We start from the raw sequence: 14,308 nt of genomic DNA, 5'->3' as shown, positions 1-14,308 counted from the left end.
TTCCCGCGCCGGCGCCTCGGCGGTTGCCGGCGGGCTCGCAGGCTTGGCCTCCTGGGGCGGTGCCACGGACGCTGCCGGCGCCGGCTCGGTCTTCGCGGTGGCTACCTCGTCCCTGGCGGTTTGCGCCTCTTTTGCCGCAGGCGCCGGTGCAGGGGCCGTCACTGGCTCGTCGTCCGGCCGCGCGCCAGGCACCGGCTCGCGCTGCCAGAGCAAGGTGACGAGCACCGCGAGCATCAGGCTGGCCAGGGCCGCATTCCAGGGCGTGGCGCCGGAAACCCCCGCCTTGTGGCGCCACCACGCGAGGCTCCACCAGGGCGTGCGTTCGCGGCTGGCCGCGAGCAGTTCCTCTGCCGCCGAGGTCGCGCCATGCGCGTGGTCGAGGATCGCCTGCCGCACGCGCCAGTCGGGCAGCGCGGTGCGATCGGGCGCCTGGGCCAGGGCCTTGCGCAGCGCTTCGTCATGCAGCGGGTCGTTCGACTCGCCGGGCTCGAGTTGCAGGCCGGGGTCTACGGTGCTCATGCCCGCCGCTCCAGCACCTGCAGGTAGCGCTCCATGCAGCTTCGCAGCTTCTTCAAGCCGTAGCGCAGGCGGCTGCGGACCGTCTCGAAGTTGACCTCCAGCGTCCGCGCCATGGCTTCAACGGTAAAGCCCTCCTCGTTGTGCAGCAGGAACGCGGCGCGCTGCTCGTGGGGCAACTCGTCCAGGCAGGCCAGCAGGCGCCGGCCCGCCGCACGCCAGAAGGCCACCTCTTCGGCCGAAGGCGCCGCGGCCTGGTGCGCCGTAGTGGAATCGCCGTCGCGCGAGAGCCGCTGGCGGAACATGCGCACCGCATCGGCGCCGTCGCCCTCTTCGTCGTGCGCGTAGAAAGCCACCTCGCGCCCGGTGACGCGCAGGCGGTCCATCGCCAGGTTGTGGGCAATGGTGAAGGCCCAGGTGCGCCAGCTGGCGCCCTGGGGCGAGAAGCTTTCGCGCGCCGCGACGATGCGAAACCAGGTCTCCTGGTACACCTCGTCCACCTCCGCCGCGAGCCGCACGCCCAGCAGCCGGCGCACGAAACGGTACAGCGCGCCTTCGTGGCGGCCGTAGAGCACGTCGAAGGCCGCGCGGTCGCCATCGGCATAGGCCAGCATCAGCTGGTCGTCCGGCATGGCTTCGTGGAGCGCGGCAATGGCGGCATCGGGCTCGAGCATCGGCAGATTTTCACCTCACGTTCTACGGATGACGGCCGCGTTCGGGGTTAGCACGGGGCCGAAATTTCGGGCGCATGCTAACCCGCGTGCGGGCAGTCGGCCGTATCAGTGGTGTCCACAACCCGGAGCCACGCCATGACAACGCCAACAAAATCGCGCCAATTCGCCCGCTCGCTGCTCGTCGCCCTGCTGGGCACCTCGCTGCTGGTGTCGGGCTGCGAAGCCACCAGCTACATGCCGCCCAGCGAGGTGGTGCGCTGGCCCGAGCCGATGCCGCAGCCGCGCCAACCCCTGCCGCCGCAGCCGGCACCGATGCAGACGCAACCCAACTTCGCCTCGCCTTCGGCCCCCCACTGCGCCCGGCCGGTGCAGACGGTGGAAGTGCCCGGCCGTGTGGCCGGCACGCTGTGGCCGGAACGCGCCCTACCCGGCGGCCGATACGCCAGACGCGAAGATGATGAAGTGCGCGCAAGCGTCGAGCCGGCTTCGCCCGCACCGGCACCCCGACCACCCGCTGCACCGGCCGTCAGCGAATCGTTGGCAGGCGCAGCGGGCGGCACCCTTGCCAGGAAGGAGGCGCCGGCCGATGGCTTCGCGCCGCCCGTCGCGGCCACGGACCTGGCCCCCCAGCGCCAGCGCCTGCCACGCCAGGAGGTCGTCACCGCCGGCATGGTGGACGACAACGCCGACTTCTCCAGCTACCTGCAGTTCCGCCAGCGCCATGCGCAGCTTGCGCATCGCGAGCGCGACGTGAGCCAGCGGCACCTGCTGATCGTGCGCAATGCAGCGGGCGATGCGGTGCCCGATGCCGAAGTGGCGGTGCGCGCCGCCAGCGGTGCGGCCATGTGGGCCCGCACCGATGCGGGCGGGCGCGTCTGGCTGCATCCGCGCGCCTTCGACAGCGGCAACAGCGCGATTTACGAAGTGGCGGTGCGCAAGAACGGCCGGCAGGCCACGGGCTTTCTGCGCCGGGGCCAGAAGAGTGCCGTCGAGATCACGCTGGATGCGGGCGCCGTGTCCCGTCGCGCCAGGCTGGACCTGCTGTTCCTGGTGGACGCCACCGGCTCCATGGGCGACGAGATCGCCCGCCTGCGCGCCACGCTGCACACCATCGCGCGCGAGGTGGCCGCCCTGCCCAGCCGCCCCGACACCTGCTTCGGCCTGGTGGCCTACCGCGACAAGGGTGACGCCTTCCTGCTGCGCCGGCACGACCTCACCAACGACCTGCGCGGCTTCCAGCAGGTGCTGGACGCGCTGCAGGCCGCCGGCGGCGGCGACTATCCCGAGGCCATGAACGAGGCGCTGCACGATGCCGTCCACCACATCAGCTGGCGTGGCGACGGCGCCACCCGCCTGGTGGTCCTGCTGGCCGATGCGCCGCCCCACTTGGATTACGGCGGCCCGCAGTACGACGACGACATGCTCGCGGCGCTGGGCAAGGGCATCAAGGTGTTCGGCGTGGGCGCCAGCGGCCTGGACACCCAGGGCGAGTACGTCCAGCGGCAGATTGCGCAATACACCGGCGGGCGTTTCGTCTTCCTCACCTACCGCCAGGCGACGAACCCGGCCAGCGGCCCGGGCCGCGAGACGGTGCACGAGGTGGACAACTATTCGGTGGACACGCTCGACCGCCTGATCGTGCGCCTGGTGAGCGAGGAGCTGGGCAAGCTGCCCAAAGGCGGCTAAGGCCTGCGCACACGCTGCCGCCACCAATTTGGTGACGCGGCGCACCATGCTGAAGCGGCCGCCCCATGCCATGCGAGGCGGCCGCCGGACCGTCGAGCCCTGCGCCCTCTGAAGATCGGTCGAGGCACGACTTGGCACGCACCTTGCTCATTGATTCCCGTCCGAGGGTGATGTCGCCCTTGGCCACAGGTGGCCCGATGGCCGCCGGACTCCGCTGACGGTGGCGGAACCCGCTGACGCATCCGCCCCTCTCGGGGGCGAACGGCGCGCGGGAGTTCCAACCTACCCCATGTTCAGGGCGGAGTGTGCGTGTCGAATCGCCCACCCGCCGGGGTGGCCCGAGGCGCACGCAGCACATCCCTTCGCGCCCTCGGTTCGCCCGAGTTTTGCGAGAAGGACCCGTCATCATGAAGATCGTCGTCGTCGGCCACGGAATGGTGGGCCACAAGTTCCTGGAGTCCCTGGCCGAAGCCGGCCTGCCGGATCTGGACGTCACCGTGCTGTGCGAGGAGCCCCGCCCGGCCTACGACCGGGTCCACCTGTCGGAGTTCTTCAGCGGCAAGAGCGCGCAGGACCTGTCGCTGGTCGAAGACGGCTTCTTCGAGCGCACCGGCTTCAAGCTGCGCCTTGGCGTGCGCGCCGTGTCGGTGGAGCGCCGCGAGAACGCGCTGGTCACCTCCGAAGGCGACGTGCTGGCCTACGACAAGCTGGTGCTGGCCACCGGCTCCAACCCCTTCGTGCCGGGCGTGCCGGGCCGCGACCGCGCCCATTGCCACGTGTACCGCACCATCGAGGACCTCGAAGCCATGCAGGCGTCGGGCGCCAAGTCCAGGAGCGGCGTGGTGGTGGGCGGTGGCCTGCTCGGCCTGGAATGCGCGAAGGCCTTGCGCGACATGGGCCTGGAAACGCATGTGGTGGAGTTCTCGCCGCGCCTGATGGCGGTGCAGGTGGACGAAGGCGGCGGGCGTGTGCTGCGCAGCAAGATCGAGGACCTGGGCGTGCACGTGCACACCGCCCGCAACACGGTGGAGATCACCGACGGCGCCGGCGCGCGGCACCGCATGGTGTATGCCGACGGCACATACCTGGAGACCGACATGATCGTGTTCTCCGCCGGCATCCGCCCGCGCGACGAGCTGGCCCGCCAGTGCGTGCTGGCCATCGGCCCGCGCGGCGGCGTGGTGATCGACAGCAACTGCCTCACCAGCGACCCGCATGTCTACGCGATTGGCGAATGCGCGTCGTGGAACGATCAGGTCTTCGGCCTGGTGGCGCCGGGTTACGACATGGCACGCGTGGCGGCGCGCCACATCGCCGGCCAGCAGGATGCCGCCTTCGTCGGCGCCGACATGAGCACCAAGCTCAAGCTGATGGGCGTGGACGTGGCCAGCATCGGCGACGCCATGGGCAAGACGCCCGGCTGCCGCAACTACCAGTATGTGGACGAGCGCAAGCAGGTCTACAAGAAGATCGTGGTGAGCGAGGACGGCAAGCAGCTGCTGGGCGCGGTGCTGGTCGGCGATGCCGCCGAGTACGGCTCGCTGCTGCAGATGGCGCTGAACGGCATCGCGCTGCCGGCCGACCCCGAGTTCCTCATCCTGCCTTCCAGCGACGGCAAGGCCAGGCCCGGCCTGGGCGTGGAGGCGCTGCCCGACAGCGCCCAGATCTGCTCGTGCAACAGCGTGAGCAAGGGCCAGATCTGCGCGGCGGTGTGCGAAGGCGCCACCAGCATCGGCGCGCTCAAGGCCTGTACCAAGGCAGGCGCCACCTGCGGCGGCTGCGTGCCGCTGGTCACGCAGATCATGAAGGCGGAGATGAAGAAGCAGGGCCTGGCGGTGAACAACCACCTCTGCGAGCACTTCGCCTATTCGCGCCAGGAGCTCTTCCACCTCGTCCGCGTGGGGCAGATCAAGACCTTCGACGACCTGCTGCACAAGCACGGCCAGGGCCTGGGCTGCGACATCTGCAAGCCGGCGGCGGCGAGCATCTTCGCCTCGTGCTGGAACGAATTCGTGCTCAAGAAGGAACTGGCCGGCCTGCAGGACAGCAACGACTACTTCCTGGGCAACATTCAGAAGGACGGCAGCTACTCGGTGGTGCCGCGCATGCCCGGCGGCGAGGTCACGCCCGAGGGGCTGATCGCGGTGGGCCAGGTGGCGAAGAAATACGGCCTGTACACCAAGATCACCGGCGGGCAGCGGGTGGACCTGTTCGGCGCACGGGTCGAACAGCTGCCGCTGATCTGGGAAGAACTGATTGCCGCCGGCTTCGAATCGGGCCATGCCTACGGCAAGTCGCTGCGAACGGTGAAGAGCTGCGTGGGCTCCACCTGGTGCCGCTATGGCGTGCAGGATTCGGTCGGCCTGGCCGTCGAGCTGGAGAACCGCTACAAGGGGCTGCGCGCGCCGCACAAGATCAAGTTCGGCGTGTCGGGCTGCACCCGTGAATGCGCCGAGGCGCAGGGCAAGGACGTGGGCGTGATCGCCACCGACAAGGGCTGGAACCTGTACGTGTGCGGCAACGGCGGCATGAAGCCGCGCCATGCGGAGCTGCTGGCCGAAGGGCTGGACAAGGAGGAGCTGGTGCGCCTGATCGACCGCTTCCTCACCTTCTATGTGCGCACCGCCGACCGCCTGCAGCGCACCAGCACCTGGCGCGAAAACCTGGAAGGCGGGCTGGACTACCTGAAGGACGTTCTGCTCAAGGACAGCCTGGGCATCAACGCCGAGCTGGAAGCGCAGATGCAGCACGTGGTGGACACCTACCAGTGCGAATGGAAGACAGCCGTGACGGACCCGGCCACGCGCGCCCGCTTCCGCTCCTTCGTCAACAGCGACAAGCCCGACGAGCACATCGTCTTCATCGAGGAGCGCGGCCAGATCCGTCCCGCCCGTCCCGAGGAACGCCAGGTGGCCGAGGCGCAGGCCTGAGCCGTCCGGCACAGAAAGGAGCATTCGAAGATGAACACGACAACCCACGACACCGCCTGGACCGCCATCTGCGAGGCCGGCGACATGCTGCCCAACGTCGGCGTGTGCGCCCTGGTCGAGAACCAGCATGTGGCGGTGTTCCGCCTGAACGGCGACCAGTACTTCGCCATCGACAACGTCGACCCCAGGTCGGGCGCCAGCGTGCTGTCGCGCGGCCTGGTGGGCAACCTCGGTGAGCGGCTGGTGGTGGCATCGCCGCTGTACAAGAACCACTTCGACCTGCGCACCGGCGAATGCCTGGAAGCGCCCGAGCATTCGGTGCGTGCGCATGCCGTGCGGGTGGAACAGGGAAAGGTCCAGGTCGCGCTGACCTGAGCGCATGCCCGAGACGGCGACCCTCTCCCCCGCCCAGCTCGTGCTGCATGCCAGGCAGCGCGAGATCGACGCCATGCGCCAGCTCGAAGCGCGCGCCGGCCTGGTGGAGGCACTGGGCCAGCTGATCCATGCACTGCAGCGCGAGCGCGGCGCCTCCAGCATCTTCCTCGCGTCGCAAGGCCAGCACTTTTCCGATGTGCGGCGCGTGGCGGTGGAGGTGGTGCAGGAGGCGCAAGGCCGCCTGCGCGAGCTGGTTGCCGCGCACCTGGCGCCGTCGCAGGGCGCAAGCGCGCGCATCCTCTCGCTCATGGCCTGGGTGCTGCTCGACCTGGACGCGCTGCCCGAGCTGCGGGCACGCATCGAGCGCCAGGCGCTGAGCGCCCACGACGCCGTAGCCGCCTACAGCACACTCATCGCGGGACAGGTGGAGCTGATCTTCCACGTCGCCGACGCCACGCTGGTGCCCGGCGTTTCGCCGCTGCTCGTGGCCTTCCTGCACCTGGTGCAGGGCAAGGAAGCTGCGGGCCAGGAGCGTGCCGTGGGCTCGCTCATGTACGCCTCGGGCCAATGCGTCGACGAGGAGCAGCAGCGCGTGATCCACCTCATCGACTCGCAGGACCGCAGCCTGCAGGTGTTCTCCGAATTCGCCGACGCCGGCTTGCGCGCGCGGTGGGAGGCGCACCAGCTTTCGGCGGGCACGGCGCGGCTGGAACGCCTGCGCCGTACGATGTGCGCCGCTCGCCCGGGCGGCCCGCTCGACCGCCAGCAGAGCGACGCCTGGTTCGAAGTCTCCAGCGCGCGCATCGACGTGCTCTGGGACCTGGAAGTGGCGCTCATGCACCACCTGCGCGATGCCTGCGAGGCGCAGATCCGCCTGGCCGAGCAGGAACTGCAGGATTCCGAAGGCATGCTGCGCCGCCTGCGCGACAACCCGCCGCCGCACACGCATGCGGTGGAGCGCTTCTTCGACCAGGGCGCGCATCCGGATGCGGCGCCGGCGCTGATGGACGAGAAGGAATCCAGCTCGCTGCTGCAGCTGCTGCAATCGCAATCCGCTCGCCTGGCCGGCATGGAAGCCCAACTCGATGCCGCACGCCGCGCACTGCACGAGCGCAAGGTGATCGAGCGCGCCAAGGGTGTGCTGATGTCGCGACTGCGCATGAGCGAGGAAGCCGCCTTCCGCGCATTGCAGAAGACCTCGATGGATCAGAACCGGCGCCTGCTGGATGTGGCCGAAGCCACGCTGGCCCTGTCCGACGAGGCTTTCGCGCAATTGGCTGCGCAGGACGCCGGCCAGCCGCCGGGCTGATCGGGCACGGAATCTGCAAGTCATGGACACATCGAGCTAACGGCGGCTCGCGATCCCTTCCAACTACCAGGAAAACAGATATGGCCTATCTCGCCCCCGCCGAGTTCGTGACCAAGATGGTCGATTCCGGCGAATCCAAGCTGCTGATGTCCACCCGGGACACGCTGATCCGCTCCTACATGGCCGGTGCCATCCTGGCCCTGGCCGCCGCCTTCGCCGTGTCCGTCACGGTCAACACCGGCAACGCGCTCGTGGGCGCGATGCTGTTCCCAGTCGGCTTCATCATGCTGTACCTGATGGGCTTCGACCTGCTCACCGGCGTCTTCACGCTGGCGCCGCTGGCGGTGCTCGACCGCCGCCCGGGCGCCACCTGGCGCGGCGTGCTGCGCAACTGGGGGCTGGTGTTCGTGGGCAACTTCGCCGGCGCCATCACGGTGGCGGTGTTCATGGCGATCATCTTCACCTTCGGCTTTTCCGAGGCGCCCAACGCCATCGGCCAGAAGCTGGGCCACATCGGCGAAGGCCGCACCGTCGGTTACTCCGCGCACGGCGCGGCCGGCATGCTGACGCTGTTCGTGCGCGCTGTGATGTGCAACTGGATGGTGTCCACCGGCGTGGTGGCGGCCATGATGTCCACATCCGTCTCGGGCAAGGCCATCGGCATGTGGATGCCGATCATGGTCTTCTTCTACATGGGCTTCGAGCACTCCATCGTGAACATGTTCCTGTTCCCCACCGGCCTGATGCTGGGCGGCAACTTCACGTTCATGGACTATCTGATCTGGAACGAGATCCCCACCGTGCTGGGCAACCTGGTGGGCGGCCTCACCTTCGTGGGCGCCACGCTCTACTCCACCCACTACAAGACCGCGCCCAAGCGCGAGGTAGCGCCCGCCGCCAAGCTGCCTGCCACCAAGCGCGCAGCCGTCTGAACGACCGGCCCGTGGCCGAAGAACAAGCGCTGCGCGTCACGCTCGGCCAGCACTCGCGTGCCGGGCAACACGGCATCAACCAGGACTTCCATGGCGCGGTGCTGGCGCGCGGCCACCTGCTGGGCAGCAAGGGCATTGCGGTGGCGCTGGCCGACGGCATCGGCTCCAGCGCCGTCAGCCAGGTGGCCAGCGCGGCGGCGGTGCGCGGCTTTCTGGACGACTACTACTGCACCTCCGAAGCCTGGTCGGTGCGCCGCTCGGCCCAGCGCGTGCTGGCGGCCACCAACTCATGGCTGCATGCGCAGAACCAGCGCGGCCATGCGCGCTTCGACAAGGACCGCGGCTATGTCTGCACATTCAGCGCGCTGATCCTCAAGGGGCGCGAACTGCACCTGCTGCATGTGGGCGATTCGCGCATCTACCGCGTGCACGACCAGGCCCTGGAACAGCTGACCGAGGACCACCGCGTGCACCTGCCCGGTGCGCAGACCTGTCTGGGCCGCGCACTGGGCGTGAACCCCGGCGTGGAAATCGACTACCAGTGCCAGCCCGCCGAGCACGGCGCGGTCTACCTGCTGGCCACCGACGGCGCCTGCGCCGGCCTGGACGCGGCTGCGGTGCACGCGTCGCTCTCCCGCTCGGCCGGCGACTTCGACGCCGCAGCGCAGGCGCTGGCGGATCACGCGCAGGCCCACGGCAGCGACGACGACATCACCATCCAGCTGCTGCGCGTGGATGCACTGCCGGCAGGCGATCCACAGCAACTGCACCGCCAGCGCGAGGCACTGGCCCTGCCGCCGCAACTCGCGCCGCGCATGCAGTTCGAGGGCTACACCATCGCGCGAACGCTGCATGCCAGCGCGCGCAGCCATGTGCACCTGGCCGTGGACGACGAAAGCGGCCGGCAGGTGGTGATCAAGACGCCCTCGGTGGACATGAGCGAAAACGCCGACTACCTCGACCGCTTCCTGCTCGAGGAATGGGTGGCGCGCCGGCTGAACAGCGCGCATGTGCTGCGGCCCGCGGGCACCGAGCGGGCACGCCGGCACCTGTACGTGGCGATGGAGTACGTGCAGGGACAGTCGCTGGCCCAGTGGATGACCGACCACCCGCGCCCTGACCTGGACAGCGTGCGCCGCATCGTCAGCCAGCTGGCCGCGGGCCTGTCCGCCTTTCACGGCAAGGAGATGCTGCACCAGGACCTGCGGCCCGAGAACGTGATGATCGACACCGCCGGCACGGTGAAGATCATCGACCTGGCTTCGGCGCATGTGGCGGGGCTGGCCGAGGGCGGCGCCTTCGGCATGTCGGCCGCACCCGCCATCGCGGGCTCGCTGCAGTACACGGCGCCCGAATACTTCATTGCTGACGGCGTTGCCAGCGAGCGCTCGGACCTGTTCTCCCTGGCCGTGCTCACCTACCAGATGCTGTGCGGGCAGTTGCCCTACGGCCTGCAGGTGACGCAGGTGCGCACCGCGGCCGACCTGCGGCGCCTGCGGTACGTGCCGGTGCGCCACTGGCGGCCCGAACTTCCGGACTGGCTGGACGCGGTCCTGCACAAGGCGCTGCAGGCCGACCCGGCGCGGCGCCAGGAGGCCGTGTCCGAATTTGCCCAGGACCTGCACGCGCCGGGGCCGCAGTTCCATCGCGACCGGCCGCCGCCCCTGGCGCGCAAGCACCCCTTGCTGTTCTGGCAGCTGTGCACGCTGGCCCTGGCCGTGGCCGTGCTGGGGCTGCTCGGCCGGATGGTGCTGGGGGCGTAACCTTTTTCGGCGTGCGCCGGCCAGGAAAACGGGACCCGGGTTGCCGGCCGTTGCGATGCTGCTATAATTTCTGGCTCGGCTCTTTAGCTCAGTCGGTTAGAGCGATGGAATCATAATCCACAGGTCCGCGGTTCGAGTCCGTGAAGAGCCACCAAACAAGAACCCTCGTGGTTACTGAAAAGCCCGCTATCGAAAAGGTAGCGGGCTTTTTCATTTGCCAATCTTCGAGTTGAGTGTCTCGGCAAGGTAGTTCGTGGCCAGGACCTGGGCGACCTGCACGGTACATCGCGTCTGTTCCTCAGGGACGACGACCCCGCCCAAGCTCGTCTGCACAAGTTCTTTCGCGAGTTCGAGTTGCTCGCGCGTCACCGCGTGTGCGCGGGCAAGCATCGTCTCCTGGAAGGCATTGGTCTTTGCTGGATCTCTGGACATCCGCTTGTCTCCGCAATCGGGAAAGCTCGCAGTATGAAGGAGCGCCGCCCATCTTTTGTGGGCCACGGCGCCCTCATCAGCCCGACCATTCCTTCCATGTCCCGCTCCTCGTTGTTGAGCAGCCGGCTCGATTGCAGGCCGCGGCACCCGAGCATCGTGCGTGCTAGATTGGGTCATGCGTTTCGACTGCACTCACTCCACGCCCGCGTCCCTGCCCGCAATCGTCATCCTGGCCGCACTGGCGCTCTTCTCGGGGGCAGCCGTTGCGGACGATGACGACCGCTGGCGGGGCGGCGAGTCGAAACAGAAGTACCGGGATGGCCCCTGCAAGGTGGAAGAGGAAACGAAGAAGTCCGGCGAATACAAGCGCAAGACCGAATGCAAGGATGGCGGCGCCGCCGCACAGAACGGCGAATGGAAGCGCGAGTTCCGCGACGGCCCCTGCAAGGTGAAGCAGGAGGCCAAGCACGATGGCTACAAGGAAGAGGTTGAGTGCAAGGGGCGGAAGTAGCCCACACCCACGTGCCCAGCACCTCCACCGGCACCGCCGCGCGGACCACCAGGCAAATCAGAAGGCCTGCCATCACTCCGATGGCTGGCCCTTCTTGTTGTTGCCCGTCGCCGGGGTGGCCGGCCACCCCGCGCGGCCTCAGCGCGTCTGGCCCGTGGCCTTGACCTCCACCCGCCGGTTCGGCTCCAGGCAGGCGATCAGGTCGGTGCGGCGGCGCGACTTGCCTTGCGACTTGCAATCGGCCTCGGTCACCTTCAGGTCCGACTCGCCGCGGCCTTCGGCCGTGATGATGCCTGCCGGCACACCCTGGCTCACCATGTAGTCGCGCACCGCGTTGGCACGCGCCACCGACAGGCGCTGGTTGTACTCGGCGCTGCCCAGCGGGTCGGTGTAGCCAACGACCGAGACCGCCGTCGGCTGGACGCCGGCCGTCCTGATCTCCTGCAGCGCGCTGTCGATGCGCCCGCGCCCCGTGGGCGTCAGCGTCGCCTTGTCGAAGGCGAAGGTGCCGTCGCCCGCGATGTTGACGGTGCGCACCGGCGGCGGAGGCGGCGGCGCCGGCGGCGCCATGGCTGCAGGCGGTGGCGGCGGCGGTGCCTGCGCAACCATCGGGGCGGGGCCAAGCGGAATCTGCAGGCCGACCGAGAACACCCAATCGTCCAGGTGGCCCTGGTTGTTCACGAACCTGTCGCTGTTGTCGTCATAGCGGTAGCGGGCGTCCGCCACCAGGCGGCCCCACGATGCAAACGGCCAGACGATGCCTGCACCCAGGTTGGCCATGAAGCTGGTCTTGTTGTCGCTGCCGCCCCCCGGGAATTCGATCTTGTCGTTGATGGCGCCGATGCCGCCCACCAGGTAGGGCTGCACGCTGTTGGACTGCCAGACGCGGAAGCCCTGGCGCCCCATGAAGAACCATTGCGCATCGAGCGAAGCGCTCCAGTTCTTGTACTTGCCCGGGCCGCCGAAGTCCTGGTCGAGCTGCTCGTACATGCCGCGCAGTTCGATGTTCCAGTTGGGACTGATCGGCTTGCCGATCGCCAGCCCGCCACCCCACCCATCATCCGAGATGCGGCTGCTGTCCGGGTGGATGTAGGAGCCGAAAGGCGTGATGTACCAGCGGTTGTCGAAGTACGAATCCACCGAGTAGGCCTGCTGCGCAAGGCTGGCGGCGCAAGGGGCGGCGAGTGCGCAGAAAAGCGCCAGGGAGCGTCGATCGAACATGAAAGCCTCACTTCTTGGTGTTGATGGGAGCTTCAGCCGAAGCGGAACGAAAGCAGACCATAGTGAGGGTCTGGACGACAGTTCCGTGTACACGCAACCGAGTGTGTCCCTGTGCCCAGAAAAAACCACTTGCGGTTTCAAATCTTGCAGCGCAGCGGCTCGAAGTGGCGCGGCGGCAACGGCACGGTGCGCTGCCGTCGGCCGGCACGTTCAAACAGGCTAGGCCGGAAGTTCTCGTGTCGCGACCATGCGGCGTCTGCCAATCGAAGAGCGCGCAACTGCGCCTGGCGTGCTAGCGCTGCTGGCCCCAGCGCCGCACGGTCAGGCGCTCCAGCGTGGCGAAGCCCAGCCCTTCCACCAGCAGGCCGATCAGCACCACCATCACCAGGCCGGCAAAGACACGGTCGGTGTAGAGCTCGTTGCGGTTCTGGAAGATGTACCAGCCGAGCCCGCCTTTGCCCGACGATGCGCCGAAGACCAGTTCCGCCGCGATCAGCGTGCGCCATGCAAAGGCCCAGCCGATCTTCAGGCCGGAGAGGATGGCCGGCAGGGCCGCAGGCACCAGGATCTGCAGCACGTAGCGCAGCCCCTTCAGTCCGTAGTTGCGCCCAGCCATGCGCAGCGTCTCGGGCACGCCCTGGAATCCGGCATAGGTGTTCAGGGCCAGCGGCCACAGCACCGAATGAATGAGCACGAACACCAGGCTGCCGCGCCCGAGGCCGAACCACAGCAGCGCCAGGGGCAGCAGCGCAATGGCCGGCAGCGGGTTGAACATGGAAGTGAGTGTGTCCAGCAGGTCGCGCCCGGTGCGCGTGGACACGGCCAGTGTGGTGAGCACGAAGGCCAGCAGCACGCCGGCCAGGTAGCCTTGCAGCAGCACCGACAGCGAAATGCCCACCCTCGCCACCAGCTCGCCGCTGGCGAGGCCCTGCACCAGGGCCAGCAGGGTGGCGCTGAAGGTGGGCAGCAGCAGGTCGTTGTTCTGCCAGCGCGCGGCCAGTTCCCATGCAGCGGCCAGCACCGCCAGGATCAGGCTCTTGCGCAAGCCGCCGTGCGCCCACAGCCGGGTGGCCAGCGGCAGACTGCGCTCCACCGGCAGTTCGTTGAAGGAGCGGGTGCTCGTACTCCGGACGCACCAGCGGCGAGATGGCGGCGCTCATTCGGTGGCCCCCATGGGTGAATCGAAGAGCAGCCGATGAATGCGCTGCGCCGTTGCCTGGAATGCCGCGCCGCCGTGGCTGGCCAGCGTGAAGTCGTGGCTGTTGATTTCGGCACGCATGCGGCCCGGGTGCGGCGAGAGCAGTGCAATGCGGCTGCCCACCACCAGTGCTTCTTCGATCGAATGGGTGACGAAGAGCAGCGTGAACCGGACCTCGTCCCACAGCGCCAGCAGCTCTTCCTGCATCTTGCGGCGCGTCAGGGCGTCCAGCGCCGCAAAGGGCTCGTCCATCAGCAGCACGCGCGGCTGCATGGCCAGCGCACGCGCAATGGCCACGCGCTGCTTCATGCCGCCCGAGAGCTGATGCGGAAAGGCATCGGCGAAGGACGCCAGCCCCACCTTGTCCAGGTAGTGCATGGCGCGCTCGCCCGCCTCCCGCCGGCCCAGCGTGCGCGACGCCTGCAGCGGGAACTCGACGTTCTGGCGAACGGTCTTCCACGGCGGCAGCTGGTCGAACTCCTGGAAGACGACGATGCGATCCGGCCCCGGCGCGCTCACGCCGTGCCCGTCCAGCCGGATCTCGCCTTCCACCGGCGCGATGAACCCGCCAATGGCCTTGAGCAGCGTCGACTTGCCGCAGCCCGACGGGCCCAGCAGCACGAAGCGGTCGGCCGCGTGCACATCGAAGCTCACGCGGTGCGTGGCGCGCACCACCCGCTCGGGCGTGCGGTATTCGAGGCTGACGCCGTCCACCTGGAGCAGCGGCCCCGCGTGGGCCGCTGCAGCCGCCGCATGCGCCG

At 68.6% G+C, this 14,308-nt stretch carries 11 protein-coding genes, 1 tRNA gene and 2 pseudogenes; 8 read left to right on the top strand and 6 right to left on the bottom strand.

The features are described 5' to 3' along the window. Together VSO01S_RS23185 and VSO01S_RS23180 are read right to left on the bottom strand one after the other, a co-directional pair. A pseudogene (locus VSO01S_RS23185) lies at window positions 1–519 on the bottom strand (hypothetical protein); the annotation flags it as partial. After that, a complete protein-coding gene (locus VSO01S_RS23180; RefSeq protein WP_068645150.1) occupies window positions 516–1,190 on the bottom strand; it encodes a sigma-70 family RNA polymerase sigma factor in 675 nt (224 codons plus the stop codon). The gene VSO01S_RS23180 and the pseudogene VSO01S_RS23185, both read right to left, overlap by 4 nt. Before the next feature lie 135 nt (window positions 1,191–1,325). Here VSO01S_RS23180 and VSO01S_RS23175 point away from each other — a divergent pair, with 135 nt between their 5' ends. From VSO01S_RS23175 to VSO01S_RS23145, 7 genes are all read left to right on the top strand, one after another. Next, window positions 1,326–2,876, top strand: a complete 1,551-nt coding sequence (locus VSO01S_RS23175) for a vWA domain-containing protein (RefSeq protein WP_068645149.1) — start codon at window positions 1,326–1,328, stop codon at window positions 2,874–2,876. Window positions 2,877–3,283: 407 nt separating this feature from the next. Beyond that, window positions 3,284–5,806 (top strand): nitrite reductase large subunit NirB, encoded by a 2,523-nt coding sequence (gene nirB / locus VSO01S_RS23170; protein WP_068645148.1) that lies wholly within the window; start codon window positions 3,284–3,286, stop codon window positions 5,804–5,806. A gap of 30 nt (window positions 5,807–5,836) precedes the next feature. Then, on the top strand, window positions 5,837–6,181 hold the full coding sequence (gene nirD / locus VSO01S_RS23165; RefSeq protein ID WP_068645147.1) for a nitrite reductase small subunit NirD: 345 nt from the start codon (window positions 5,837–5,839) through the stop codon (window positions 6,179–6,181). 4 nt (window positions 6,182–6,185) lie between these two features. Next, window positions 6,186–7,490, top strand: a complete 1,305-nt coding sequence (locus tag VSO01S_RS23160) for a nitrate- and nitrite sensing domain-containing protein (RefSeq protein ID WP_068645146.1) — start codon at window positions 6,186–6,188, stop codon at window positions 7,488–7,490. Between the two features lie 80 nt (window positions 7,491–7,570). After that, window positions 7,571–8,422: a formate/nitrite transporter family protein gene (locus tag VSO01S_RS23155; RefSeq protein ID WP_068645145.1), complete on the top strand. Its 852-nt coding sequence runs from the start codon at window positions 7,571–7,573 to the stop codon at window positions 8,420–8,422. A gap of 11 nt (window positions 8,423–8,433) precedes the next feature. Next, window positions 8,434–10,185 carry a bifunctional protein-serine/threonine kinase/phosphatase gene (locus VSO01S_RS23150; RefSeq protein ID WP_068645144.1) on the top strand — a complete coding sequence of 584 codons (1,752 nt, stop codon included), beginning with the start codon at window positions 8,434–8,436 and terminating at the stop codon, window positions 10,183–10,185. 77 nt (window positions 10,186–10,262) lie between these two features. Next, window positions 10,263–10,339 (top strand) — tRNA-Met (locus tag VSO01S_RS23145). 56 nt (window positions 10,340–10,395) lie between these two features. Here the strand turns inward: VSO01S_RS23145 and VSO01S_RS23140 are convergent. Then, entirely contained in the window at window positions 10,396–10,617 is a 222-nt protein-coding gene (locus tag VSO01S_RS23140) for a hypothetical protein (RefSeq protein ID WP_068645143.1), read from the bottom strand. A gap of 175 nt (window positions 10,618–10,792) precedes the next feature. Here VSO01S_RS23140 and VSO01S_RS23135 point away from each other — a divergent pair, with 175 nt between their 5' ends. Continuing rightward, on the top strand, window positions 10,793–11,128 hold the full coding sequence (locus VSO01S_RS23135) for a hypothetical protein (protein ID WP_084242061.1): 336 nt from the start codon (window positions 10,793–10,795) through the stop codon (window positions 11,126–11,128). Between the two features lie 138 nt (window positions 11,129–11,266). Here the strand turns inward: VSO01S_RS23135 and VSO01S_RS23130 are convergent, their stop codons facing one another. The 3 genes and pseudogenes from VSO01S_RS23130 to VSO01S_RS23120 form a co-directional block, all read right to left on the bottom strand. Beyond that, window positions 11,267–12,349, bottom strand: coding sequence for an OmpA family protein (locus VSO01S_RS23130; protein WP_068645142.1), 1,083 nt, complete (start codon window positions 12,347–12,349; stop codon window positions 11,267–11,269). Window positions 12,350–12,641: 292 nt separating this feature from the next. Then, window positions 12,642–13,509, bottom strand: a pseudogene (locus VSO01S_RS23125) (ABC transporter permease). After that, the gene (locus VSO01S_RS23120; protein WP_084242062.1) at window positions 13,506–14,270 is read right to left on the bottom strand and encodes an ABC transporter ATP-binding protein; all 765 of its coding nucleotides are present in this window, start codon (window positions 14,268–14,270) and stop codon (window positions 13,506–13,508) included. Before VSO01S_RS23120 ends, VSO01S_RS23125 begins: the two are co-directional and overlap by 4 nt. Window positions 14,271–14,308 lie beyond the last annotated feature (38 nt).

This window comes from Variovorax soli NBRC 106424, assembly GCF_001591385.1.
Lineage (GTDB): Bacteria > Pseudomonadota > Gammaproteobacteria > Burkholderiales > Burkholderiaceae_C > Variovorax > Variovorax soli.
This window is presented reverse-complemented; position numbering and strand designations above follow the sequence as displayed.